This window comes from Tannerella serpentiformis (assembly GCF_003033925.1).
GTDB lineage: Bacteria > Bacteroidota > Bacteroidia > Bacteroidales > Tannerellaceae > Tannerella > Tannerella serpentiformis.
This window is the reverse complement of sequence record NZ_CP028365.1, coordinates 2989491-3013500: the sequence shown is the minus strand read 5'-3', so window position 1 is coordinate 3013500 and position 24010 is coordinate 2989491. Positions and strand designations below refer to the sequence as shown.

Annotated in this window: 28 protein-coding genes and 1 pseudogene; 27 read left to right on the top strand and 2 right to left on the bottom strand. The window is 55.4% G+C overall.

Translation table 11 applies throughout. The annotated features are described in order from the left end of the window. The 20 genes from C7123_RS12745 to C7123_RS12660 form a co-directional block, all read left to right on the top strand. Positions 1–490, top strand: a 490-nt coding sequence (locus tag C7123_RS12745) for a hypothetical protein (protein ID WP_107490681.1), incomplete at its 5' end; no start/stop codon positions are given. A 64-nt stretch (positions 491–554) separates the two neighbouring features. Continuing rightward, the gene (locus tag C7123_RS12740; RefSeq protein ID WP_107490680.1) at positions 555–803 is read left to right on the top strand and encodes a glycine zipper domain-containing protein; all 249 of its coding nucleotides are present in this window, start codon (positions 555–557) and stop codon (positions 801–803) included. A 149-nt stretch (positions 804–952) separates the two neighbouring features. Next, positions 953–1543, top strand: coding sequence for a hypothetical protein (locus C7123_RS12735; RefSeq protein WP_107490679.1), 591 nt, complete (start codon positions 953–955; stop codon positions 1541–1543). A 14-nt stretch (positions 1544–1557) separates the two neighbouring features. Then, positions 1558–1713 (top strand): hypothetical protein, encoded by a 156-nt coding sequence (locus C7123_RS13085; RefSeq protein ID WP_159049949.1) that lies wholly within the window; start codon positions 1558–1560, stop codon positions 1711–1713. Then, positions 1676–2380 carry a phage tail family protein gene (locus C7123_RS12730; protein ID WP_159049948.1) on the top strand — a complete coding sequence of 235 codons (705 nt, stop codon included), beginning with the start codon at positions 1676–1678 and terminating at the stop codon, positions 2378–2380. The genes C7123_RS13085 and C7123_RS12730 overlap by 38 nt, the downstream gene beginning before the upstream one ends. Continuing rightward, positions 2377–5472 (top strand): hypothetical protein, encoded by a 3096-nt coding sequence (locus tag C7123_RS12725; RefSeq protein ID WP_069175314.1) that lies wholly within the window; start codon positions 2377–2379, stop codon positions 5470–5472. Before C7123_RS12730 ends, C7123_RS12725 begins: the two co-directional genes overlap by 4 nt. 126 nt (positions 5473–5598) lie before the next feature. Continuing rightward, positions 5599–5877, top strand: coding sequence for a hypothetical protein (locus C7123_RS12720; RefSeq protein WP_069175313.1), 279 nt, complete (start codon positions 5599–5601; stop codon positions 5875–5877). 5 nt (positions 5878–5882) lie between these two features. Further along, a complete protein-coding gene (locus C7123_RS12715; protein ID WP_069175312.1) occupies positions 5883–6191 on the top strand; it encodes a hypothetical protein in 309 nt (102 codons plus the stop codon). Next, positions 6188–6517: a hypothetical protein gene (locus C7123_RS12710; RefSeq protein WP_069175311.1), complete on the top strand. Its 330-nt coding sequence runs from the start codon at positions 6188–6190 to the stop codon at positions 6515–6517. The genes C7123_RS12715 and C7123_RS12710 overlap by 4 nt, the downstream gene beginning before the upstream one ends. Before the next feature lie 29 nt (positions 6518–6546). Beyond that, positions 6547–6723 carry a hypothetical protein gene (locus C7123_RS13080; protein ID WP_159049947.1) on the top strand — a complete coding sequence of 59 codons (177 nt, stop codon included), beginning with the start codon at positions 6547–6549 and terminating at the stop codon, positions 6721–6723. A 2-nt stretch (positions 6724–6725) separates the two neighbouring features. Next, positions 6726–6890, top strand: a complete 165-nt coding sequence (locus tag C7123_RS13075) for a hypothetical protein (protein WP_159049946.1) — start codon at positions 6726–6728, stop codon at positions 6888–6890. Positions 6891–6902: 12 nt separating this feature from the next. Then, positions 6903–8018, top strand: coding sequence for a hypothetical protein (locus C7123_RS12705; protein ID WP_107490677.1), 1116 nt, complete (start codon positions 6903–6905; stop codon positions 8016–8018). A 262-nt stretch (positions 8019–8280) separates the two neighbouring features. Further along, positions 8281–8634, top strand: a complete 354-nt coding sequence (locus C7123_RS12695; RefSeq protein ID WP_069175308.1) for a hypothetical protein — start codon at positions 8281–8283, stop codon at positions 8632–8634. An 87-nt stretch (positions 8635–8721) separates the two neighbouring features. Continuing rightward, positions 8722–9207 (top strand): phage holin family protein, encoded by a 486-nt coding sequence (locus tag C7123_RS12690; RefSeq protein ID WP_069175307.1) that lies wholly within the window; start codon positions 8722–8724, stop codon positions 9205–9207. A gap of 14 nt (positions 9208–9221) precedes the next feature. After that, a complete protein-coding gene (locus C7123_RS12685; RefSeq protein ID WP_069175306.1) occupies positions 9222–10220 on the top strand; it encodes a hypothetical protein in 999 nt (332 codons plus the stop codon). Between the two features lie 12 nt (positions 10221–10232). After that, positions 10233–11018, top strand: coding sequence for a chromosome partitioning protein ParB (locus tag C7123_RS12680; RefSeq protein WP_107490574.1), 786 nt, complete (start codon positions 10233–10235; stop codon positions 11016–11018). 31 nt (positions 11019–11049) lie between these two features. After that, the gene (locus tag C7123_RS12675; RefSeq protein WP_069175304.1) at positions 11050–11469 is read left to right on the top strand and encodes a phage protein Gp36 family protein; all 420 of its coding nucleotides are present in this window, start codon (positions 11050–11052) and stop codon (positions 11467–11469) included. A 32-nt stretch (positions 11470–11501) separates the two neighbouring features. Beyond that, a complete protein-coding gene (locus C7123_RS12670) occupies positions 11502–14126 on the top strand; it encodes a phage portal protein family protein (protein ID WP_069175303.1) in 2625 nt (874 codons plus the stop codon). Between the two features lie 158 nt (positions 14127–14284). Beyond that, entirely contained in the window at positions 14285–14785 is a 501-nt protein-coding gene (locus tag C7123_RS12665) for a phage virion morphogenesis protein (RefSeq protein WP_069175302.1), read from the top strand. 18 nt (positions 14786–14803) lie between these two features. Beyond that, the gene (locus C7123_RS12660; RefSeq protein WP_038001089.1) at positions 14804–15250 is read left to right on the top strand and encodes a hypothetical protein; all 447 of its coding nucleotides are present in this window, start codon (positions 14804–14806) and stop codon (positions 15248–15250) included. 130 nt (positions 15251–15380) lie between these two features. Here C7123_RS12660 and C7123_RS12655 read toward each other — a convergent pair. Then, positions 15381–15557 (bottom strand): annotated as a pseudogene (locus tag C7123_RS12655) (DNA-binding protein); the annotation flags it as partial. Positions 15558–15559: 2 nt separating this feature from the next. Then, a complete protein-coding gene (locus tag C7123_RS12650) occupies positions 15560–15850 on the bottom strand; it encodes a helix-turn-helix domain-containing protein (RefSeq protein WP_037979350.1) in 291 nt (96 codons plus the stop codon). 392 nt (positions 15851–16242) lie between these two features. On the opposite strand from C7123_RS12650, the gene C7123_RS12645 reads away from it, so the two are divergent. From C7123_RS12645 to C7123_RS12615, 7 genes are all read left to right on the top strand, one after another. Further along, on the top strand, positions 16243–17496 hold the full coding sequence (locus C7123_RS12645; RefSeq protein WP_069175301.1) for a VapE domain-containing protein: 1254 nt from the start codon (positions 16243–16245) through the stop codon (positions 17494–17496). Positions 17497–17667: 171 nt separating this feature from the next. After that, the gene (locus C7123_RS12640) at positions 17668–18612 is read left to right on the top strand and encodes a toprim domain-containing protein (RefSeq protein ID WP_069175300.1); all 945 of its coding nucleotides are present in this window, start codon (positions 17668–17670) and stop codon (positions 18610–18612) included. Continuing rightward, positions 18582–18983, top strand: a complete 402-nt coding sequence (locus C7123_RS12635; protein WP_394365943.1) for a DUF3408 domain-containing protein — start codon at positions 18582–18584, stop codon at positions 18981–18983. The genes C7123_RS12640 and C7123_RS12635 overlap by 31 nt, the downstream gene beginning before the upstream one ends. A gap of 264 nt (positions 18984–19247) precedes the next feature. Beyond that, the gene (locus C7123_RS12630) at positions 19248–19652 is read left to right on the top strand and encodes a plasmid mobilization protein (protein WP_069175298.1); all 405 of its coding nucleotides are present in this window, start codon (positions 19248–19250) and stop codon (positions 19650–19652) included. Continuing rightward, the gene (locus C7123_RS12625; RefSeq protein WP_069175297.1) at positions 19636–20619 is read left to right on the top strand and encodes a relaxase/mobilization nuclease domain-containing protein; all 984 of its coding nucleotides are present in this window, start codon (positions 19636–19638) and stop codon (positions 20617–20619) included. Before C7123_RS12630 ends, C7123_RS12625 begins: the two co-directional genes overlap by 17 nt. A gap of 529 nt (positions 20620–21148) precedes the next feature. Further along, positions 21149–22864: a glutamine--tRNA ligase/YqeY domain fusion protein gene (locus C7123_RS12620; protein WP_069175296.1), complete on the top strand. Its 1716-nt coding sequence runs from the start codon at positions 21149–21151 to the stop codon at positions 22862–22864. Continuing rightward, positions 22861–24006 carry a tetratricopeptide repeat protein gene (locus C7123_RS12615; RefSeq protein WP_069175295.1) on the top strand — a complete coding sequence of 382 codons (1146 nt, stop codon included), beginning with the start codon at positions 22861–22863 and terminating at the stop codon, positions 24004–24006. The genes C7123_RS12620 and C7123_RS12615 overlap by 4 nt, the downstream gene beginning before the upstream one ends. The last annotated feature ends 4 nt before the right edge of the window (positions 24007–24010 follow it).

Genomic DNA, 24010 nt, shown 5'->3' with positions numbered 1-24010 from the left:
GATGGAAGAGCGATACAAGCTCGCCCCGACGGACAAGCTGGCTAAGGAAATCGCCCTTGCCCGCGAGGAACTCGAAGCCCTGAATAAGGAACTCGGACGTATCCCGACGCAAAAGCTGTCCGAGGTGCTCGGCGCCTTCGGGCAGATGGCCGCGGCGCTGGGCGGACTGAGCGGCAGCGTGGGTCAGGCCTTCGCGGCAATCGGTTCGAGCCTCGCCGCCGCCAGTGAGATGCTTTCCCGCGACATGGATACGACACGGGGCAAGGTGGGCGCCATCAGCACGGCCATCTCGGGCACAGCCACGCTGATCAATATGATCACCGCGGCGGCCGAAAAACGCCGCGCCGTGGAAAAAGAGTTCTACAAAAACGCCATCGCCTTTGCCCATGAATATGCCCTGTCGCTGAATGAGCAATTGCGCCTGCAAAGCAAGTCGGGCGCCTTTGTGCGCAACTACGCCGTGAGATCAAAGACAGCTTCAAAGCGCTGAATAAGGCAATGGATGGTTACTCCGATGCCATCGGCAAGCTGCATAAGGGCAGGCCAACGTCGACCTGCGCAACGTAGTCGACGGCAACAACGTAGTCAAAGGGGCGGCCACGGGGGCACTGGCCGGCGCGGCCGTGGGCTCGATCATTCCGGGCATAGGAACGGCCATCGGCGCCGTGGTGGGGACGATCGGCGGACTGCTTGCGGGCATATTCAGCAAGAAAAAAAACAAGGTCACGGATGATCTGATGAAGGTTTTCCCGGGGCTTGTGGACGAGGCCGGCAACCTGAATAAAGAGCTGGCGAAACACTGATCAACACCGATCAGGTAGACGATAAGACGAAGCAGCTGCTTCAAAACGCCCTCGATTGGCAGGATGCCGTCAAAAAGGCGGAGGAAAGCCTCGGCGAGATCGCCACAAGCCTGGCCGGCGACATTGGTAACAACCTGCGCAACGCCATCGTGGGAGCGTGGAAGGCGGGCGAGGATGCCAGTAAGGCCATGTTTGCCACGGCGTCCGACTCGCTCGAGGACTTTATCACGCAACTACTGTATTCGGCCATCTTTTCGGACGTGTTCGAGGATTTCAAGAAGAACCTTGTCGAATCGCTGAAGCCCGGCGGCGATCAGGATGTACTCGACGACTTCGATAAGCTGATGGAAGAGATGACCAAGCGCGACGACCGATACATCGAGCTGCTGAATAAGGTCAAAAAGCGCGCGAAGGAGCGCGGCTACACCAAGTTCGGCGAGAAAGATGATAAGGCGAAGGACGGCCGCACGGGCACAACGAAGAGTATCCAAAGCATTACGCAGGACACGGCTACGGCCATCGAGGGCCGTCTGACGGCGCTGCTGATCTATCAAGACGCCATCAAACTGTCCGTAGGGGGGATCAATCAGACCCTTGTGGCGGGTGTGGCCATACTGACAGAGATACGAGATAACACATCGCACTGCCGGCGCCTCGAGCAGATCGAAAGCGGTATCGGCAGCATGAAACGCGAACTGGAAACAATCAATTCCCGCGGGGTGACCCTGCGAACAGCATAACGGATAAGACGGAAATGAAAGCGAATATCTACATCGATGGCGTGGACGCCCGGGCGGCCTTTGGCGTGTGGGTGGTACGGGGCGGATACAACGACCTGCTGGCCTACCCGGCTATGAAAGAGCCGGCTGCCAATGATTGGCCGGAACACGACGGCTCGAGGTGGATCTGAAGGCGCCCAAGCTGCAACCCCTTACGGTGGCATCGACTGCGTGGCCTCCGGTCCCAAGGCCGACGTCCGCGGGTTTGTGGCGGCGTTAGCTGTGCCGGGCTATCGGTCTATCCTTTTCCCCTCCCTCGGGCGAACATTCCGCCTGCGCCTGACCAACTTCGACGAGCTGCGCGATTACGGGCCGCTGCAATCATTCCGCCCGCTGTTCGAGCTCGACGAACCTGAGCGCACTGACGCGGCCGTCTGGCAATCGCCGGGCACGCACGTCATCCGTTCGGCCTACACCCTCGACGGCATCAATCTGGCCGATTTCGGTGTGTTCGTTCAAAAAGGGCGTGACAGCCTACTGCGCCCGGCTGAGGTAAAACAGAATCTCACCCGGGAGATCGCCACCCGCGACGGCCGCATCTACGACACTGGCATCGTGCGTTTCAATGCCAAAGAAATAGCGTTGAAATGCTGCTTAAAAGCCGTTTCAACGGCGGCCATGTGGAGCTGCCGCGACGCCCTGTTCGGCCGACTTACGGCGCCGGGTGAGCACACATTGAACTACCGGGGAAAGGATTACCCCGTGTTTTATCGCGAATGTACGGGCACGCGGCTTATCGCCCTCCGGCCCGGTTTCATCCTGTATGAGTTTGAACTGAATTTGACGGTGATCCGATGAAAATCTACGATAAAAAGGATGCGCTGATCCTCGATGTCGAGCCGGACGACGGCAGCTACCTCGAGGATCGGATCCATCAGACAAAGCTGCTGACGCTCTACTATTCCCTGCCTGAATATGTGGAGATCCCGGAAGGGGCCTACACCGATTTCCGAGGTACGCGCTACCGGCTGGAAAGCGCGCAAAAATTCATCTGCCACGGCGACCGCAACTTCGAATACACCGTGACGATGGAAGGCCCAGAGGCTGCCCTGCGTAAGTACAAAGTGCGCGACACGACGATTCAAAACCTGCTGAAGTTTGCCTACACGGCCAAACCGCGGGCACACTTGGAGCTGATCGTGAAGGCACTTAATCGCAGGGATAGCGGCTGGACGGTGGGCGGCTGCATTGAGGCGACGGAAAAGACGCTTTCATACAGCCACACCTCCTGCGCCGATGCCCTGCAAATGCTGGCCGATGAGTTCAAAACGGAATGGGAGATCCGGGGCAAAGCCATCTACCTGCGCCGCGTGGAATACAACAAAGCCAACCCGCTGCGCCTGCGTTACGGGCGAGATTGCGGGCTGAAGCCGGGCGTGTCGCGTGACAATTTCGGGGCAAAGAAGCCTTGCGAGATCCTGCTTGTACAGGGCGGGCGGAAGAATATCGACGCCTCGACCTATGGCAGTGTGGAACTGTTGCTTCCAAAGTCGCAAACGATCGCTTTCGATGGGACGAAGTTCGCCGATGAAGCGGGCTTCAACGCCGCCACGGCGCGCAGCTACAAAACGGATGCGACAGGTACGGAGATCACCCGTGCCGACCGGCCGCTCCTGACCTTTGTCGAGGATAGCATCGACCTGTCGCAGATCTACCCCAAGCGCGTGGGCACGGTCTCGTCCGTCGAGATGATCGCCGGTAAAGATGGCCATGTGAATTACGACATCATCGACAGTTCCATCCCTGAGGCCCTCGACTACAATAAGGCGCTGATCGCGGGGCAGACGATGAAAGTCATTTTCCAAAGTGGAAACCTCACCGGCCGGGAGTTCGATCTGAAATATAAGCACGACGGGCGCCGCTTCGAGCTCGTGCAAACTACGTACGACGGCATCGCCATGCCCGGCGGCACGGTCTACATCCCCAAGGTGGGTGACACCTACGCCGTATTCGGTTGCTCGCTGCCCGACGCTTATGTGTGTGACAATGCCACACGGACGGGCGCTTCGTGGGAGATGTTCCGGGAGGCCGTGCGGGTGAAATATGAAAACGAAGTAGAGCGATACACCTTTTCCGCCGAGCTGGATGAGCTGTATGCCGACCGTCACTGGATAGAGATCGGCAGCCGCGTCGTCAAAGGTGGATTCGTGTTGCTCGAGTCAGATAAGTACGCCCCCACGGATGGCCTGCTGATCCGCATCACTGGGGTACGCACGCCGGTGAACACCCCGCGCCGCCCCCAGTTCGAGCTCTCGAATGTGGCATCGCCGGGCAGCGTGTCGGGGCAGCTGGGTAAGATCGATCGCAACGAGGTAACAACGGAAGAGGGCTTCCGGCAGCTGCGTCACGAGACGGCGCGCACCTATGAGCATGCCAAAGAGGCGCAGGATATGCTGGAAAAGGCGTTGGACAATTTTTCGGCTGGCGTCAATCCCATCTGGGTGCGCACGATGTCCGTATTGGTGGGCAACGAGTATCAGCAATTCATGTTCGTCGACAACCGGACGGAGACGCAGCGCGAAATCATCCCGCTGTTCGAGATGAATAATGAGACGAAGGTGTTCACGGCTCCGGCTGCCATCCTGAAGCATATGACGATGGGCATCAATAAGACCTCATCAGCACACAAAGCGACGGATTATAAGTATTGGGACGTGGTGGGCTACACCTCGCCCTTCCTTGGAGGTGAAAAGTCGGCCTTTTACCTCGTGGCCAAATGCGCCAAAGGGGGCACGTCGGGCGAGTTCCTGTTGCAAGAGACATACAAGTATGACCCGGGCGATGGCTTTTATTACTTCCTCGTGGGGCTGCTTTCGTCTGAATCGGGCGGGGAACGCAGCTTTGCCACGGCCTATGGCTACACGGAAATCCTGCCCGGGCAAATGCGCATCCGCAACATCATCAGCCCCGACGGCCGGACGTATTTCAACGTGGCCGAGGGGGTGATCGGCGGGAATATTCGCATTGAATCGGGCTCCGTGGGATACAGCAACCTGACGGACAAACCGGATCTCTCGATCTATGAGACCCGTTCGGAGTTCAAGGTCTTTGCCGATCAGATCCGTGGTGAGGTGGGGCGTATCAATGTCACGGCCGGGGGAACAAAGGATCAGCTCGCGGCGCTGCAAACGTGGTCGCAAAATCAGGTGAACAGCCTGCTGAATCGGCAAGCAACGTCCGAGGATAAGATCTTCCGACTGCAAACGGCGGGCTTTATAACCACCGCACAAGGCAATGCACTATACGCCTCCGCGCAGCTGGCTAATGGCGACACGATCGCCTCGTACATCACCCAAAGCCCGACGGCGATTAATATGATCTCGAAGAATATCAATATGGATGCCGTCGTCTCCTTTGGTTCGTATAAAGACGGTCTAAAGACTACAAGAGACTTGGCCGACAGTGCACACACCCGTTTAGACGCGGAGGAAAGGTTTACGTCCAATCTGCAAAAACAAGTCAATTCCGGCGACATTGACCTTAACCGCGTGAAGTATGGCAACCGCACCATCATTGACAAAGGCAAGATCATTACCTCGCTACTTGACGCGGACTTGATTCTATCGAAGGCTGCGAAGATTGGAGGATTTGTTATAGAAGACAAAAACATCTCATCAGCTGGAACATCTTGGGCGTCCGTCAAAAATAGCTTTAACCATCAAATGTCTATGTCTCCGACTGGAGGCATTAGAATAGCAACAGCTTTAGAAAACAATAAGATGAACATGGAACTCAGCGGCTTCGGTCTAAAAGGAGAATTTAATCCAACCTATGGAAGCAGTTCAAATACAAGTCTGAACGGTCGAGAGTTGAGCATCCAGAGCGGAGGGGGGGGATCGAACTCCGAGTTGGGAGATTGGACTCTGATTGGCATAGTTACGCTCAAATAAGAATGGATCTACCGCATAAGAACCACACCACTCAGCCCATAGGAGGGAATGACTACCATGTAGTTGTATGGGACTCCAAGACGAGGCTGCTATGCTGGCAATAACAACAATCAAACAATAGACAATATGAAAAGAATAGATTTCAGTAGGATCAAATTAGAAGTAGAGCCGGGGCGCTTCGAGGTGCTCGACCAGCGGCGGGCGTTCGGCAATGCCATCTATGGGCGTTCGTTAACGCTCGAGCTCGACACGCTGGCGCGCAAGGTTTACAACGCTCCCGAGGGGGAGGAAACAGAGTTTTCTGACGATGAGTTTGCACTGCTTATTCAGACCCTCACCGGGCAATTTATTCACTCAGTTATCCGCGACGTCAAAGCGGCGGCCGTGGACGTGAAAGGGGAATAATAGAAATGGAACTGCAACGAATTATCAGACAGGGCGTGACAAAGATCGACGAGGCGGGCACGCTGTCGATCCGGTACAACATCACGGAAGAAGGCGGAAGAACGATGGAATTGAACGCCTCGATCGAACGTGAGGATCGGAACCTCGGCAGTGTTTCGGCCTTTCCGGATGGGCGGATCAGCTTTTACCTCGATAAAGGGAGCAACCTGACAGAGGCGGAAAAGAAGGCCGCGTTTGCCGCTATTGTGGACGAGGTGGCCAGTGCGTTCCGGTCTATGGGTGGCGGTACGCCTGAAAAGAAGGCGAAAGCATGAAAGTGATCTACAACGGCCTCGTGCCTTTCCGTGGCTTTACGGCCATCAATCTGCTGGGCGTCGTATTCGCTCGGCGGGAGTATCGGCCGCTATCCGAAGCCGTCCTGCGGCATGAGGCCATCCACACGGCGCAGATGCGCGAAACGGGTTTCCTCGGATTCTACCTCATCTATATGCTGGAATGGCTATGGGGAATGCTGCGTCTCCGCGACGCTCACACTGCTTACCGGGCTATCCGATTCGAGCGTGAGGCATACCGCAATATGGCCGATCCGAACTACCTCACTCAGCGCCGCCCCTATGCGTGGACGCGGCCGGAAGTATAGACAACGAACCATTAACGATTATACGAAGTATGGACAGACAGTATTTGCAAAAGCAATCGGATGCAAAGTTTCGCATCGACATTACGGACCGAATGGGCAACCCCGTCGATCCAACGAAGTGCGATCTGCTATTTGAGTTTTACACGTCGCGGTCGCGGCGTATCGTCGTCGGGCGAAAGCTCGGCGAAGCGTTCCCCCGGGATTGAAGGTGGATAATGGGCAGGTGGTCGTAGGCCTCGACAACCCCCGATTCACCGAAGGCCCCCTCTTTGCACGTTTCCGGACGCGCATCTATGATGCCACCTTCCCGGATGGATTCTATGACATCGCCTCGGGCGAAGTGAACACAGGTATTGAAGTAGTAGACAATTAAACAACGTAAGACATGGAAGGAAAAGAGTTTAACGTAACAGTAGCGCTCGACCAGCGGCTCGGGCAGGATGGCAAATCGGCCTATGAGCTTTGGAAAGAGCAGGGCAACGAAGGCAGCGTGGCCGACTTTCTGGCTAAGCTGAAAGGCGAACCGGGAAAGGCTGGCAAAAGTGCCTACGAGCTTTGGGTAGAGCAGGGCAACACGGGTAGCGTGGCTGACTATCTGGCTAAGCAGAAAGGCGAACAGGGCGACGCCGGTAAATCGACGTACGACCTTTGGAAAGAGGTAGGCAACGAGGGCAGCATGTCCGACTTCCTGGCTAAGCAAAAAGGCGAACAGGGCGACGCCGGTAAATCGACGTACGACCTTTGGAAAGAGGCAGGCAACGAGGGCAGCATGTCCGACTTCCTGGCTAAGCAGAAAGGCGAACAGGGCGACGCCGGTAAATCGGCGTACGACCTTTGGAAAGAGGCAGGCAACGAGGGCAGCATGTCCGACTTCCTTGCTTCATTGAAAGGCGCAGCCGGCAAGGATATTTATACGCTTTGGAAAGAGCAAGGCAACGAAGGCAGCGAGGCTGACTTCCTTGCTTCATTGAAAGGCGCAGCCGGCAAGGATATTTATACGCTTTGGAAAGAGCAAGGCAACGAAGGCAGCGAGGCTGACTTCCTTGCTTCATTGAAAGGCGCAGCCGGTAAGGATATTTATACGCTTTGGAAAGAGCAAGGCAACGAAGGCAGCGAGGCTGACTTCCTTGCTTCATTGAAGGGCGCCGCCGGCAAAAGCACGTACGACCTTTGGAAAGAGGCGGGAAACGAAGGCAGCCTGGATGACTTCCTCACTAAGCAGAAAGGTGAACCGGGCAACACTGGTAAATCGACGTACGACCTTTGGAAAGAGGCAGGCAACGAGGGCAGTATGTCCGACTTTCTGGCTAAGCAGAAAGGCGAGCGGGGGACGCCGGTAAATCGACTTACGACCTTTGGAAAGAGGCAGGCAACGAGGGCAGCATGTCTGACTTCCTTGCTGCCCAGAAAGGTGAAAAGGGTGACGCCGGCGAAAGCACGTACGACCTTTGGAAAGAGGCCGGCAATGAAGGCAGCAAGTCTGATTTCCTTGCTTCGTTGAAGGGCGAAAAGGGGGAGGCTGCCAAGGTTGTTACGCAAACGGTCACGCTTGAGGTCTCAGCTTGGAATACCGATACAAAGCAGCTGATGGCGGCTGTGGAAGGCGTGACGGCTGAAAATACACTTATCGTAAGCCCCGCGCCGGCTTCGATTGTAGTTTATGGGAGATGCGGCGTTTATGCGGCCGCACAGGAAGAGGGCCGCTTGACGTTTGCGTGCGCCAAGCAGCCAGAAGAGTCGCTAACCGTTAACGTGGTGATCTTATGATACTGAATACATCCATCACAAGCCATCAGCCTGAGGCGCCTGCCTTCACCGGCATCGTCCACAAATACAACGTGAAGAACAACAGTGCGCGTGGGTCCATTGAAGTCACTACAGGCACGGGGGATGCTCCAACGGTGAATGGTGTCTCTGTTCCGCTCTCTGCGAATATCGCAGCAGGTGCATCGGCGACAATCTTTTCACCTGTCGCCAAGTTTGAGCTGAACGCCCCGCTCGGTGGAGGAGGTTTCAGAATGAATTTCTACAGACCCTCTTTCGGTGAAGCGGTCACGCTTTCCCGTACCACTGAGGGGTATTTGCTGATCGAACGCGAGGTGGTGGTTATGGCGTAGCCACTGCCTTGAGGGTGTCCCACCCTGACCATAACCGGGGCGGGGCACCCTGTTTTTCTAACACCTACAACAACTAACAACAAACAAATGGAAGTACTCTTTGAGGGCACTGGAGCCATGTTTCCCGTGGCAACCGCGTGTTTCGTATTCGTTTTAATCGCCATCATCGCAGACCTCATCAGCGGCATACGGAAGGCCAAAGAGAGCAAGCAAGAGATCCGCTCGAACCCGCTCAGCCGTAGCGTTACGAAGTTCGTCATCTATGAGAGCGCCGTAATCATTGCAGCCATGATCGACCACATGCTGCATTTCTCGCATCTGTTTGTATTGATGAAGCTGTACCCCATCGTAGGGTTGCCCGTCATTACCTGTCTGATAAGTGTCTGTCTCTGCATTATCGAGATTCTCAGCATACGCGAAAAGGCCGACGAAAAGACCCGCCGCCGCTCTGAGGCTATCGTGCAAGCCGTGATTGAAGCCCTTGGGACGGATAACCTCGCCGAGATTCTACGGAAGAAGGCAGATGACACCTTGCATGGCCACCAACCGCCCCCTCAACAACCCAACAAATAAACGATTCAACAACAATGAACACTCCAACCAAAACCACCATCCCGCCGGAGTTTACCCCGACCTATGTCCCCTACAGCTACCTGGGGCAACCCGTCAAGGGCGCCTTTGGAGCCAATACCCGGCCTGCATTCATCAAAGCCAGCGACCGCGCCTACTTCGAGGCAGACGACACGCTCAGCGACGCCATGCGCCAGCTGTTGATCTCGATGGATGTGCTGGACACCGGCGCAGGCATGAGACCCGTAGGCGACTACAATTACTGCAACATCAAGGCCCGCCGCGGGCAAAGCGGCCGATTGGGAGATGACAAAGTAGAGGGAAGTCTCGATCCGTATGCCAACTACGCCAGCCATATAGACTTCGCCCGGGCTAAATTGCAGCTCATTCAAAAACCGCTTTGGCGCGTGAACCTCAAGACGGACACCCCCTCGGAGGTGATCGACAAAATCGAGGGCACGCCTGTCGTTTGGGGTACCCTCTTCAGCCCCGCCGCGAAGCGTGCGCTCGAGACCGGCGAAGGCATTGACGACTTGAAGCTCGACTATGAGAAGGCCACCGTAAAGCGTTACCGCGCCCTCGGGATCACGGACATCCACAGCGCCCGCAAGAAGTATTATTGCGAAAAGATGACTGCCATCGCCCGGCAGGTAGCCCTTTACATGGCCGGTGGCGATCCGAACGTGACCTACACGCCCGACTTCGAGCGCAAAGCCGTGCCCGTTCCGCCGCAGAACCCCATGCCGATCGAGCCGCCGGTTATTCCATCTATTCGGCCAGCCGCGCCGGGTACCCCGGAGGTTAAGCCGCAGCCTACGCTGGTGCAAGGCCCCACCCCGATCACCCCCGAAGCGTTCGACGCTCTCGCTTTCACGCGAAAGACCAAGGCGCGGCTGATAGATGGGCGGACAGTCTACGTGACAGCCGTCGACTTCGAGCGCCGACAAGTGAAGTTTTACAACGAGAAAGACGTCCCCTACTGGGTGAATCTGGACAAGATCACGGCCATCGTGTGAGAGGGGGGGCAGATGAAAAAGAGGCAAGACGATTACGAGGCCTTCGTGGCCAAATTCGAGCGCAAACGTACCTCTGACGACTGCTACACACCGCCCGAGGTGTACGACATCGTGCACGGCTGGCTCAGCGAACAGGTCGACCTCCGCGGCGCCCAGATCGTACGCCCCTTTTGGCCGGATACGGATTATCGCCGAGTGGAATATCCCGACGGGTGCGTCGTGGTGGACAATCCGCCGTTTTCAAAGTTTGCCGAGATCATACGCTGGTACTTGGAGCGCGGCGTACGCTTCTTCCTGTTTGCTCAGCATAAAACAATTTTCAACCTCGATGCGCCCTACACACGCCTCGTTTGTGGCGCGGATGTGATTTATGAGAACGGCGCCGCGGTGCGCACCTCTTTTGCCAGCAACCTGTTCGGGGACACGCTGGCCATGTCCGTGCCCGATCTTTATGAGCGCCTCACGACGGCTATGCGTAGCAAAGATCCTTTGCCGCGCTATAGCTACCCCTCGCATTTGCTGACATTCTCCGATCTGTCCCGCTGCGCCAGCCACGGCGTAGCGCTCTCGATCCCTCGCAGTGGGGCCACGTTTGTCCGCCGTTTGGACAGCCAACAGGCAGTGAAGAAGTACATCTATGGCGGTGGCTTTTTGCTGTCTGACCAACAAGCCGCTCGCATGGAAGAAGCCCTTCGTGAGGCCGACCGCCTCAAGGCGGAAAAGGTAGCCAGCGTGGCATGGGCAATCTCCGACCGTGAGCGTGAAATCATCGCCCAGCTGAGCGCCGGGCAGGCTTAGTTTTTCACTTTTCGTTTTCACTTCTTTCCCCATGTTTCTGACCGTCGACGAACTTTATACCCACCTGCATGACGAGACGGTGGCCGTCATTAGCCGCGACACAGAGGCCATACCCGTGGCCGCCATCGATGCTGCCATTGCCGAGGCCAAAAGCTACTTGCATGACTTCGACACGGCTGCCATTTTCTCGGCTGAGGGTGAGGCGCGCAATGCGCTGTTGCTGCTATTTGTCAAAGACATTGCCGTGTGGCACTTTGTGAACCTCGGCAATGCCTGTATCGATATGGAACTACGCGAAAAGCGTTACGACAGCGCTATCGCGTGGCTGCGGCTTGTGCAAAAGGGCGATCTCTCGCCAGACCTACCCCCACGCACCACTGAGCCCGGCAATGAGTCGCCGATCGGAAAGATCCACTTTGGCAGCAATCCCAAACGCGGCCAGCATTATTAAGCACTGATTAAACACCGATTAAACGCCATTTAATGAGCAATAAAACGAAGCATAAACAGGCCGCCGCTGGCCCCATCTCTACGCAGATCATCGTGCAGCCTGTGGTGCGCACCGTCCACGATGTGGCCGCATGGCGCTCCGCACTGCGTATGGCCGACAATGGCAACCGTACAAAGCTTTACGACCTGTATAGTGACATCCTGCTGGATGGCGTGCTTGCCGACGCCATCGATAAACGTATCGACGCCGTCAAAGACGCCGATCTGTCGTTCACGATCGACAACAAAGACGTGGATGTGATGTATGATCTGATGGATACGGTCGAGTTCGAGGAACTGATCGGCGAGATTATGATGGCCAAATTCTGGGGTATCTCCGTCGATGAGTTCGATTTTGATGAGGATCGAGCCTTCCGCTTTACGTCTATCAATCGGAAGCACATCCGCCCGAAGTTGAAAGAGATTGTAAGGCAGCAGACGGATGATCGCGGTATCTCCTACGCCGGTGATGATCGGATCATTCAGTGGGGCAAAGACGACGATCTCGGGCTATTGCTGAAGGTCTCGCCACTGGTCATCTACAAACGCGGCGGATTTGGCGACTGGGCGCAGTTTGTCGAGTTGTTCGGCATGCCCCTGCGCATCGGCAAATACAGTGCAATGGACGAGGCCAGCCGCCGCGAATTGATCCGCGCCTTCGAGACGGCCGGATCGGCGCCTTATCTCGTTATCCCCAAAGAGACAGAGGCCACGCAGGAAGCCAACGCAGCGTCTGGCAATGGGCTTCTATATAAAGAGTTCCGACAGGCTTGTACGGAGGAAATCCTGATCACCATTTTGGGGCAGACGATGACCACCGTAGACGGCAGTTCGCTGGCGCAAGGGCAGGTGCACATGGCTGTTCAAGAAAAGAAGCACCGCGCCGATAGGCGGTTCGTGGAGCGTATGCTCAATCGCTATTTTGTGCCCATGCTCATCCGTCGCGGCTATCCGATCACTGGCGGGAAGTTCCGCTACATGGATGCCAAACGTGAGCTCGAGGTGCCCGAAATCGTTCAACTCTCGGACATCCTACCCATCCCGCAGAGCTACCTGCATGAAAAGTACAACATCCCCCTGCCCGAGCCTGGCGAGCCTATCGCCCGCCGACAGGCGCAGCCGCTGTTTGGCGTGCCCGAGGGGGACAGTGAGGAAGAAGAAACGGACGAAGAAACCGCCCCCGACAAGGGCAAAGCAGACGCCACCGTGCCTGACAAAAAGGCATCGGAGGATGATGCGCCGACAAGTCGCAAAGTGAAACATGCGGATCGCGACCGCGGCAACTTCTTTACCCGGTTGTTCGATTTTTTCGTCCCCGCCCGGTCATACGGCCGGGCGACATCCGACATCCTCACACTCTCGGAAGCCACGCTTGCGGATGCCCTGATCCGACAGACGATTGAGACAAAGGGCCACGCTTATTTCAGCGCCGAACTATTCGCCTACACCCACACGGAGCTCATCCGCGGACTGCGAAAGGGCTATCGCCGCGCGGACGTCCGTCTGGCTGATAGTGGCTTTGTCTACAATGCCAACGATGATGCTTACATCACCGCCTTGGAGCAAAACCTGTTTCATTTCTCAGCCGCCAAAACACTGGCCGAAGTGAGTGAATTAAACCGTCTGTTCCGCGAGAGCAAGGGCTACAGCGATTTCAGAAAGAAAGCCAGAGCGCTGCTAAAGGTCTACAATGAGCAATGGCTGCGCACGGAGTACAATACGGCCGTATCCGTGGCCGAATCGGCAAGCACCTACCGGCGCCTTATGGCGCAAACGAACGTGTTCCCCTTTTGGGAATACCGTACCGTGGGAGATAACCGTGTAAGGCAGGAGCACCAAGTCTTAGAGGGGCTAATCCTGCCGGTCAATGATCCGCGCTGGCAAAAGATTATGCCACCCAACGGGTGGAACTGCCGTTGCTACATTACCCCCAGAATGAGGCATGAGGCGGTCGAATTAGATATAGAGGGCATGCGTGCGCAATGCGACGAATACCTTGAATCGCCCGAATGGAAACGGTGCGAGACACAGGGATTCGGCATCAATCGAGCTAATGAGGCCGCGGTGTTCACGGAGAATCAGATGTATATCCGCAACTTTACGGATATGCCCAGCAAGACGATCGAGCAGATCACCCCAGACGAATGGGGCGTTGAGGGATCGATCGATGTGCTAAAAGAGGAAGCAAAAAAAGAGGTACCCAAATACAAGGGATCACCGGAAGAATGGTTTGATGCGAATAAAGTCATTGAGGCCGGCATGGAACTATTGAAGGTGAAAGACTATGTCGGCCGTGTGTGGCAGATGACAAAGAAGGCGTTTACTGCGCACTCTACAGATATAGTAAAGAAACGGGCTTTCCGTACTGAGTTTTTGAATGCCATCCGGGAAGTAGCTGATGCGCCTGATGAAGTGTGGCTTGGTCGAGATCGAAAAGATAGGAACACCCATGTGAGGGCAGTCAACAATTACATAATGATCAAATACTACAAAGATGAGGCGATCGCCGTGATTGGAAAAGTTGAACGAGCGAAGCTGATGCTAAAATCGTGGTATGTACTAAGGGATAAGAATGTGCGTCGCGGGTTGCTGATTAAGAAAGCCCCGAAAACAAAATAAGCCGGATGGACTCCGGCTTATTGGGGGATTGATTTGCATCTCACGCTGTAGCTGTTACAGTCGGCTGGAGTCCCCATACATCCCCGAGGTGTTGGCCATCAGCCTTAACCGTGGCTGCAAACTTCAATGCAAATATACAACGAAACAGGGAACAGAATATGGATATAGATGAGTTCAAGAATTATTTGAAGGCGTTACCGGAAAAGATTTTGAGCACTGCGCCTGCCATTGTGTCAGAGACAGCCGTAGAGTATTACAAAGAGCGCTTTGCGGTGAAAGGGTTCGATGGATCTCCGTGGATACCAGGCAGACCGAAAAAGAGCGGCTCCCTATTGGTGCAAAGCGGTAATCTGATGAATAGTATCCGTCCCGCCTACGTGGGGCCGGATAAGGTCGTCATCTCAGCCGGTAATGCCCAAGTGCCCTACGCACAAGTGCACAATGAGGGGTTCGAGGGGGATGTGGCTATACAGTCCTACGTGCGCAGCACGAAGGGCAAAGCGAATAAGAAAAAGGTGGATGCCGGCGACGCCCCGGGCACGGTAAAGGCGCACACGCGTCACATGAATATCCCCAAGCGGCAATTCATGGGCTATTCTCGAGACATGGCCGACCGCATCAAAAAGCGTCTCGATGAGGCCATCGATGGCATACTGTAATCAAATAGAATAGAGGCAATGAATAAGGAACTGTTTATCGCTTTATGCGACCGAATCGGGCAGTGTGTGCCCGAGATTCGTTTTATAGACTTCGACCGCGGGCAGCTGAGCGCATCCAGCGAACGCCCGCCCGTGGAATGGCCTTGCTGTCTGCTGAGCATCGACTACACGAATTGCCGTGACCTTGCCGTGGAGGTGAATACGCAATTGGTAATGGCTGACATCACCCTACGCGTGGCCTTTCCACCGGCTGGCGAAACGCACAACCACGCCCCTGAAAAGGTGCGCGACATGGCCCTGCAAATGCTCGATACGGTGGAAAAGCTACATGATGCCCTCCAAGGTGAGACGCTGGGCGATACGGTTTCCGCCCTCAGCCGCAGCCGTGCCACAATGCAGACGCGCAGCAATAAGATCGTCGTGTTCAATCTGATCTACTCGACAACCTTCCAAGAAGTAAAGTAGACGATCAAAAGGGGCGAAAATGCCCCCTTTCGAGGTGTGAAAGGGATACAAAAAACGGGGCGCGAAAAACACGTCCCGTTTTTGTACTTTTTGATTGGAAACCTTGTACTTTTTGATTGGCGGATTATATACGGGGGCTGATGTAGAGTCGTTCACATACTTCTTTACCCGTGAGGAAATGCTCTCCACAGAAGAGTGGCCGGTGTGTCTCGGACACTTCCCGAATCCTTCCTCTTACTCGTTGCAAGGCTGAGATGACCACCTGCATCTCGCCTGCCTCTAAACTCAACTCTTGAATCGCTTCCATCATCATGCTTTCGTGTTTGTCGTTTTGTCAGACTTCACGCAGAGTAGTCGCTCCACGTCCTCCCGCTTGTAATAGCACTTATGCCCGATCTGCGCAAAAGGTAGCACGTTCGTATCCCGGTAATGTTGCAGAGTGCGTTTGCTGATGCCGAGCAGTCGGCAGACGTCCCCGTTGTGTAGCCAGTCCGTGTGTTTGGATGGTTCTCCGAAAGCCTTCAGGCAACATGCGGCAAGGCTCAGCACTTCATCTCGCAGGCTCAGCCAATCGGCTTCTGTAATAATCAAATACTTCATGGTCTCACGTATTCGTTTTCTGGTTAGTATTTTAGGTTTTACTGTTTTCGGCGGCAAACGTAGTCGTACAAAAAACGCTGCCTATGCAATCGGGAACAGGAGGGATGCAAATGGAACAGTAAGGAAACAGCCGGTGTAGCATGGACTCCGCTTCCGTCCATTCGGAAAACTGCCGCAAGTGAAAGCAGATAGCAGCCTGCGAATTGTCCCCGGCCTCCTTTCCTTTCACGGCCGTTTTGTCTTATCGGAGGGGCGAATCACTCCCTTGTAAAGCCTATTCTCTGAAGAAATCGGCCGCAAACGGATGCAACATTATGCCGGACAACGTTGCATGCTTGGATGCCGGGGATGCTCATCACACTTTCACCCCCGAAAACTCATCCCAGCCAGCCATGAAGAAACAGGCAGATAGAAGCAACATAAACACCGATAAAACACCGGACAACGGCGGGCGTTCATCAAAGAACGGGGAGATCGAGGCCTACCTCGCCCGGCATTACACGTTCCGATACAATACCGTTTGGGGACGGGCGGAATATCGCGGCCGCGGGGAGGAGCGATTCGTGAAGGTCAGTCGCTATGAGATCAACACGCTGCGCCGCGAACTCGATAGCGAAGCCGGGATCATGACCTCCCCAGACAATCTCTACTCGATCATCGAAAGCAGTTTTTCGCCCCGCGTCAATCCCATACAGGAATATTTCAAAGCCCTGCCCACCGCTGCATTGGATGACCCAAACGCGCACGCCATCCGTGAATTGGCTGACTGCGTCGTCGTCCGTAACCCGGAGAAATGGCTGCTGTACCTGACAAAATGGCTTGTAGCTGTAGTCGCCAACGCGATGGACGACCGCGAGTGTCGCAACCACACCTGCCTGGTCTTAACCGGTGAACAAGGGCGATTCAAGACGACGTTTCTCGACCTGCTTTGCCCGCCTAAACTGCAGGGCTACAGCTATACCGGCAAGATCTATCCGCAGGAAAAAGACACGCTGACCTACATCGGGCAGAATCTCATTATCAACATCGACGACCAGCTCAAGGCGCTCAACAAGCGAGACGAAAACGAGTTGAAGAACCTGATCACCTGTTCAATGGTCAAGTATCGCATGCCTTACGATAAGCACATGGAGGAGCACCCCCACATGGCGAGCTTCGTGGCCTCAGTGAATGGCAACGACTTCCTCACCGACCCCACCGGCAGCAGGCGTTTCCTGCCCTTCGAGGTGCTCTCCATCGACATCAATCGGGCAAGGGCCGTCTCGATGGACGCCGTTTATGCGGAGGCCAAATCGCTGTTGCAATCGGGCTATCGGTATTGGTTCAACGACGAGGAGATCGCGGAGTTATACCGCGAAAGTGAGGCGTTCCAAGTGCAGACCGCGGAGATGGAGCTCCTGTTGCGCTGTTTCGAGCTGCCGACCACCGACAGTGATTGTTCCTACCTGACAACGACCGAAATCTTGACTTACCTCGGCGCCTACACGCGCCAGCCGCTCACGGCCAAACGTATGGGAGAGGCGCTGAAAAAGGCCGGATACATCAAGGTCAGCCGGCGGCGGAACGGCGGCAGCCCGCTGTATGTCTACAAAGTCCGAAAGATCCTCCCCTGTCCGCTCCTTCAAATCTGTAGTAGTAACATGTAGTCAGCTGCGTAGTGACTTCTATCTGCATGAATGCTATTGGCAAACAATCGATTATGGCAATTGTAGTTTGTAGTAAGAAGAAACCAAAAAGTACGGGTGTTTGATCCTAAATCACTTGCATTCCAATAAAACACCACACCATTTCATTACCCATCTCAATGTTTGATCAGTATGAAAAAAGAAGAAAACCTATCGGCCATCAGGCGGTACCCCATCACGGCGTACTTGGAAAGTAAAGGCATCACGCCCGTCCGGTGGCTGGCATTCTACGCGATGTACCGCTCACCGCTGCGGGACGAGCACCATCCGAGCTTCAAAGTGGACACCGAAAAGAACCTGTGGATTGACTATGCCGAAGGCTGCGGAGGAAGCATCATCGACCTCTATATGCGACTCGAGGGGTGCACCCTTCCAGAGGCCATCCGCTGTTTGGGGCAGATGATTTTCGGTCGCACGATAAGTGATTACCCGCGGACGGAATCCCACCGTCATAGCCCCGAGAGAACAGACAGAGGAAGAAAATTGATCGGCATATCGGATGACCTTCCGCCACATTTGCAAGACTACCTGAGCAAAGTGCGATGCATCGACCTCGGTCGGGCACGATCCTTCCTCCGATGTGTCCGCTACGAGGTGAGGGGACGAACGTACGAAGTCATCGGCTTTCCCAATGCCTCGGGCGGCTATGAGCTACGGGGCGCCGGGTTATTCAAAGGGACACTAGCGCCGAAGGACATCACACCCATCTTTCCCGACGGGCGGCAGCCAGTCTGCCTCTTCGAAGGCTTCATGGACTTCCTTTCCTTCCTTTCAATGAAAGAAAAGGTCGGTAGCCATTGCCTTGTAATGAACTCCGTGGCTAATGTTGGGCGGTGCATCCGTTACTTGCGCGAGCGGCACATCACGGCCCTCCGTGCGTTCCTTGATAACGACGACGCTGGAAGGCGAACCTTGAGCACGTTCATCGAAGCTGGGTTCCAGGTGGAAGACATGTCCGTACACTACCAAGGATGCAAGGATCTCAACGAGTTTCATGCTAGCCGCATCCGTCGCCTACAAGAACAAGCACCAATCACAACCAAACCATCCCACACAATCAAACAGAAAAGGAGATAGCAACCATGAAAAAGAAAAACACCAACAAAGCGGACCGGGCGTTCCTTGACGTCTATCCGGAAGAAACGCATCCACAGGAAGCAGAGCCATCCGAGCAAGCTGTGCATGCCGAGAGTGCACCCACACCGAAACGCATCAGCGCCAAAATGAGACGAGGGACGTTGGAGGCTTACAAGCAGACCTTCCTCGTCCCCGCCAAGCTGATCGAACGTCGGGCAGTCTATTTGAGTCGGGCGACTCAGGAGCGCGCCGACTTCGTTGTCCGTCGATTGGGAGACAGGGGCGCCAATCTGTCGAGCTTCGTGGAGCGTATCGTGCGCGCCCATTTGGAGGACTACGCCGAGGAAATCGAGGAATGGCGAAAGCTGTAATCCAAGCACACTGATTCATCAAAGAGTTCACGAACGATATGCATACCTAACAAGCAGTAACCATCTGAATGCAGGGCACGCAGTGATCTCAAGAATCACATAGGGTTTGTAACGAAGCGTGACGACGGTAATGCAAGACGTCAGTTTGTTCCCACAAACTGCGCTTGCTCCCCCGCCCCTGTCAGTCGGTGGAGAGGGCCGTAATCACATCCGTTCTCATCGGCCTAAACCATAGGATAAGTACCACGAAAAGAGACAACACACATGAAAAGACACACCAAAACGGAAGACAAGAAGACGAACAAGACGGCCTTTATCAAGGTTCGATGCACGGCCGAGGAGAAGGAACGGATCCGTTCGAGAGCCACGAACGCGGGGCGGAAATACTCCGACTACTGCCGCGAGATGTTACTGGGTGGATCCGTCATCGCCGTTCCTCCGATGGGTGACAACGAGAAGGAGGCGCTCGCCATCCTCCGTCAGACAGCGCTATTCTACGCGCACATTTCTAACCTGATTAAGGTCAAGGACGCCTCCTGGGTAGACGCCACGAAGGCACTTGCCACCTACGCCAAGATCGCTTTTAAGCGGTTCTTCAACCCTCGCTATCGGGTCAATGAAGAGGTATTTAAGCGCTTAAATATCGAAGATCATGATCGCAAAGTGTAAGGCTATCGCGCACGGAGGCAACGCGCTGGAGTACGTTTTCCGAGAAGGAAAGCTCGGCCGGATCCTCGCCCTCCACAACCTGTGTAGCGAAACGCCGAAGGAGATTCACGAGGAAATGAAGCTCATCAGCGACTATAACAGCCGTTGCAAAAACAAGTTCTTGCGCATCGAAATCGGCATCGCCCCGAAGGACGAGCCGCAGATGACGTTCAAGACCCTGAACCGCCTCGCCTTGCTCTTTGCCAAGCAGATGGGGCTGGACGATCACCAGTGGGTGGCCGTCACACATAAGGACACCGACAATCTACACATCCACATCATCGCCAATCGGATCAGCCTCGGTGGGCAGGTCTACGACACCACCTTCGTCAGTAACCGAGCCGCGAGAGTGGCCGAAGAACTCAGCCGCAAGTATGGGCTGACCATCGCCAACGAAGTCCGATCCGCACGACTACATCGGAAAGCCCAAGCCGATCCGAGAAGAGAGCGGACAAAGCTGCAGGTTCGGAGCATCTGCTACGCCCTGCTCGAGAAGCACAAAGGGAAAGGCCTGTCGGGTCACTCCATGTTCCTCTATGAACTCCACCGAAGTGGCGTCACGATCGACCGCATGAAGAACAAGCAGGGGAAAGTCTACGGGCTGAAGTTTACCTACGACGGCTACAGTTTCAAGGCCTCCGAGATCGGCCGTGAGTTCGGTTTCCGCACCCTGCCGAAACAGTTCGAGTCCGGCAACACACTGAAGCCAATCATTATTCCATCAAGCCATTCCTCCCTCCGGCCAACAAATGATTCCCCTATTGCACAAGTCGCAAGATCCGCTTTAGACACTGCGGAAAGCCTTCTTTCGGAGACTGGAGAGGTCACAGCTCTACAGACACACGGCGCAGACTACGCTGAGATCGCATGGCAGCGACGCTTAAGAAACCAAGCCGGGAAAAAGAAGAAGCGAGGGAGGGGGATATGATGTTTGACGTTCATCCGCTCCATCCATCCCGACCTTTCCCAAACTGAAAGCCAAATCGAGAGAATCGCATCAAAAACGCCTGTAATTCAAATAGTCATAGTAACATTGCACCCTCAAATGACAAGCGCCCTTTGTTTGTGCAGATTCCAGCAACCTCAAGCGCTTCGCTCGTTTCCACTTCGTTACCTATCCAATGCTTACGATTGAGTAACTTCTTCTTTTTCAGGAGGATATTTGCTGATAATTTTCTCCCGAACCTATTAGAACCACCTCACCAACGTATTCCAATAGGTTCGGAACGTATTCCGACCACCTCGGAACCTATTAGAATACGTTCCGAACCTATTAGAACCACCTCATCAACGTATCACAATAGGTTCCGAACGTATTACGACCGCCTCCCTAACGTATTCCGACCACCTCGGAACGTATTACGGGGGTGCAAATTCGCCCCCAGTGAGACTCGATTCGCATGCTACATTTGCGCCCTCAATTAAACAGGATTCGTAACGCATAGCACATCATCACAATGGCTGAACAGATTACCCCCCAAGAGGAAGGCAAAAAGAGCCTCAACTTCATCGAACAAATGGTAGAAAAAGACCTCGCTGAAGGTCGCAACGGCGGACGCGTACAGACGCGCTTCCCACCCGAGCCGAACGGTTATTTACACATCGGTCACGCCAAGGCCATCTGCCTCGACTTCGGCATCGCCCGCAAGTATGGCGGCACGTGCAACCTGCGCTTCGACGACACCAACCCCATCAAAGAAGACGTCGAGTATGTCGACTCCATCCAGGAGGACATCCAGTGGCTCGGCTTCCGCTGGGAAAACATCTATTACGCCTCCGACTATTTCGGTCAGCTCTTTGAGTTTGCCCTCTGGCTCATCGATCACGGTCATGCTTATGTGGATGAACAGACGGCCGAGGTCATCGCCGAGCAGAAGGGATCGCCCACGCAGCCCGGCCGCGAAAGCCCCTTCCGCAACCGTCCCACGGCGGAGAGTCGAGACCTTTTCCTGCGCATGAACAGCGGCGAGTTTGACGAAGGAGCCATGACCCTCCGCGCCAAAATCGATATGGCATCGCCCAACATGCACTTCCGCGACCCGATCATCTATCGCATCATCAAAACGCCGCACCACCGCACAGGCCGCACCTGGAACGTCTACCCGATGTACGACTTCGCCCACGGCCAGAGCGACTATTTCGAGGGTGTCACCCACTCGCTCTGCACGCTCGAGTTCGAGGTGCACCGCCCGCTCTACGACTACTTCATCGACCGCCTCATCGAAAGTCCCTTCAAGACCGAGGACAATTACCGCACCCGTCAGACGGAGTTCAACCGCCTCAACCTGACCTACACCGTCATGAGCAAGCGCAAACTGTTGCAGCTCGTCAAGGAGCACCGCGTCAACGGTTGGGACGACCCCCGCATGCCGACCATCTGTGGCTATCGCCGCCGCGGCTTCACCCCCGCCTCGATCCGCAATTTCGTGGACATGATCGGCTACACGAAGTACGACGGCGTCATCGACGTAGCCCTGCTTGAGCATGCCGTGCGCGAGGATCTGAACGCCACCGCCCGCCGCGTAGCCGCTGTGCTCCACCCCGTGAAGCTCATCATCACCAACTACCCCGAGGGGCAAGTCGAGATGATGGAGTCCGTCAACAACCCGGAGAACCCCGCCGAGGGTACACACCCGATCGCCTTCACCCGCGAACTCTATATCGAGCGCGAGGACTTCATGGAGGAGGCCCCGAAGAATTACTATCGCCTCACGCCCGGCCAAGAGGTACGTCTGCGCTGCGCCTACATCGTCCGCTGCACCGGTTGCAAGAAGAACGAAGCGGGCGAGGTGACGGAGGTTTATGCCGAATATGATCCGCAGACAAAGACCGGTATGCCCGAAAGTAACCGTCGCGTCAAGGGCACCATCCATTGGGTGTCGACCTCGCATGCACTCAAGGCCGAGGTGCGCCTCTACGACCGACTCTTCACCGTCGAGAACCCGATGGAGGAGAAGGATCGTGACTTCCTCGAGCTGCTCAATCCGAACTCCCTCGAGGTGCTCACCGACTGCTACGTAGAGGAGGATCTGGCCACGGCCCGTCCCTACGATCATTTCCAATTCCAGCGCGTGGGTTACTTCAACCTCGATCCCGACAGCCACGACGGACGTCTCATCTTCAACCGCACCGTCTCCCTGCGCGATACCTGGAGCAAGAAGAAGAACCGATGACCGCCCTGGAACGATTTAACGAGATGCGCGAGCAAGGTTCGGAGGTCTACTTCGATACCGACGAGATCATCGAACTGCTCGAGTATTTCGATGAGAAGGACGACCGCGAAGGCTACACCCAAGCCCTGGAATTGGGGCTTAGGCTCCACCCCGAGGATGTGGAGATCCGGACTATGGAATGCCGGCTCTACATGTACGACCGTGACTATGACAAGGCCCTGCAAATGATCCGCTCCCTGCGTAAGCAGGCCGACGCAGAGACGACGCTCCTCAACGCCATGGAGTTGGAATGTCTCTATGGCACCAACCGCGCCGACGAGGCCACTGCCATACTCCGCGCCCTGCCCACGGACGAGAACACGGAGGCAATCTACGAGGCCCTGTCCGGCTTGCTTGTCGAGATGGATCGCGACGAAGAGGCCCTGCTGGTCGTGAACCTCGGTCTGGAGCTTTTCCCGGAAAACCTCACCCTCAAGGAGGAGCGTTGCTATCACACCGAGCGCCAGAAGCGTTGGCAAGAAGCCGCCGAACAGTGCGAGGAGCTGATCGACCTCGACCCCTACTCCGGCGATTACTGGTTCATGCACGGCCGCATTATGATTAAGCTCGGCGAATACGACCGTGCCATCCGCTCGCTGGAGTTCGCTCAGACTTGCGACGAGGACGACATCGAGGCCAAGCTGCTCCGCACCTTCCTGCTCTACTTCACTCACAACTACGAGAAGGCCGTCGAGGCCTACTTCGAACTCATCGCCGACGAGCGGTTCGTCAACGAGCAACTGCGCAGCTTCACCGAGAAATACGATCTCAGCTACGACGACCTGGAGAAGGCCAGTCAGGAGTTTTATCGCCTTTTCGGTTCGCTGCAAGACCTGGCCAAGACGCTCGTTGGTACATCGAGCGCCGCAGAGGCCACGGAGGCGTTCGACTTGGATCTCAAAAAGCGGATCGAGTACATCGTCGGTAAACTCATCCTCGAGGCCCGTGCTATTCGTAAGGGCGGGCGAGAGTGGGACGCAGAGCTGCTGGAGGATCTGCGCTTCCTCCGCTTCGGCGATCTGGAGCGCTCTGATCCGGGCAACAGCCCCGAGGGCAACCACCTCTTCGACGACATTTTGAATCATAAATTCTATCAGAACTGACCAC

Excerpts from the sequence above, each read along its gene's own strand:
- C7123_RS12680 (WP_107490574.1), top strand. The coding sequence starts at position 10,233 with ATGAAAAAGAGGCAAGACGATTACGAGGCCTTCGTGGCCAAATTCGAG.
- C7123_RS12710 (WP_069175311.1), top strand. The coding sequence starts at position 6,188 with ATGAAAGTGATCTACAACGGCCTCGTGCCTTTCCGTGGCTTTACGGCC.
- C7123_RS12630 (WP_069175298.1), top strand. The coding sequence starts at position 19,248 with ATGAAAAGACACACCAAAACGGAAGACAAGAAGACGAACAAGACGGCC.
- C7123_RS12640 (WP_069175300.1), top strand. The coding sequence starts at position 17,668 with ATGAAAAAAGAAGAAAACCTATCGGCCATCAGGCGGTACCCCATCACG.
- C7123_RS12625 (WP_069175297.1), top strand. The coding sequence starts at position 19,636 with ATGATCGCAAAGTGTAAGGCTATCGCGCACGGAGGCAACGCGCTGGAG.
- C7123_RS12670 (WP_069175303.1), top strand. The coding sequence starts at position 11,502 with ATGAGCAATAAAACGAAGCATAAACAGGCCGCCGCTGGCCCCATCTCT.
- C7123_RS12730 (WP_159049948.1), top strand. The coding sequence starts at position 1,676 with ATGATTGGCCGGAACACGACGGCTCGAGGTGGATCTGAAGGCGCCCAA.
- C7123_RS12715 (WP_069175312.1), top strand. The coding sequence starts at position 5,883 with ATGGAACTGCAACGAATTATCAGACAGGGCGTGACAAAGATCGACGAG.
- C7123_RS12650 (WP_037979350.1), bottom strand. The coding sequence starts at position 15,850 with ATGAAGTATTTGATTATTACAGAAGCCGATTGGCTGAGCCTGCGAGAT.
- C7123_RS12720 (WP_069175313.1), top strand. The coding sequence starts at position 5,599 with ATGAAAAGAATAGATTTCAGTAGGATCAAATTAGAAGTAGAGCCGGGG.
- C7123_RS12645 (WP_069175301.1), top strand. The coding sequence starts at position 16,243 with ATGAAGAAACAGGCAGATAGAAGCAACATAAACACCGATAAAACACCG.
- C7123_RS12705 (WP_107490677.1), top strand. The coding sequence starts at position 6,903 with ATGGAAGGAAAAGAGTTTAACGTAACAGTAGCGCTCGACCAGCGGCTC.
- C7123_RS13085 (WP_159049949.1), top strand. The coding sequence starts at position 1,558 with ATGAAAGCGAATATCTACATCGATGGCGTGGACGCCCGGGCGGCCTTT.
- C7123_RS12685 (WP_069175306.1), top strand. The coding sequence starts at position 9,222 with ATGAACACTCCAACCAAAACCACCATCCCGCCGGAGTTTACCCCGACC.
- C7123_RS12620 (WP_069175296.1), top strand. The coding sequence starts at position 21,149 with ATGGCTGAACAGATTACCCCCCAAGAGGAAGGCAAAAAGAGCCTCAAC.
- C7123_RS12615 (WP_069175295.1), top strand. The coding sequence starts at position 22,861 with ATGACCGCCCTGGAACGATTTAACGAGATGCGCGAGCAAGGTTCGGAG.
- C7123_RS12695 (WP_069175308.1), top strand. The coding sequence starts at position 8,281 with ATGATACTGAATACATCCATCACAAGCCATCAGCCTGAGGCGCCTGCC.
- C7123_RS12725 (WP_069175314.1), top strand. The coding sequence starts at position 2,377 with ATGAAAATCTACGATAAAAAGGATGCGCTGATCCTCGATGTCGAGCCG.
- C7123_RS12665 (WP_069175302.1), top strand. The coding sequence starts at position 14,285 with ATGGATATAGATGAGTTCAAGAATTATTTGAAGGCGTTACCGGAAAAG.
- C7123_RS12660 (WP_038001089.1), top strand. The coding sequence starts at position 14,804 with ATGAATAAGGAACTGTTTATCGCTTTATGCGACCGAATCGGGCAGTGT.
- C7123_RS12675 (WP_069175304.1), top strand. The coding sequence starts at position 11,050 with ATGTTTCTGACCGTCGACGAACTTTATACCCACCTGCATGACGAGACG.
- C7123_RS13080 (WP_159049947.1), top strand. The coding sequence starts at position 6,547 with ATGGACAGACAGTATTTGCAAAAGCAATCGGATGCAAAGTTTCGCATC.
- C7123_RS12690 (WP_069175307.1), top strand. The coding sequence starts at position 8,722 with ATGGAAGTACTCTTTGAGGGCACTGGAGCCATGTTTCCCGTGGCAACC.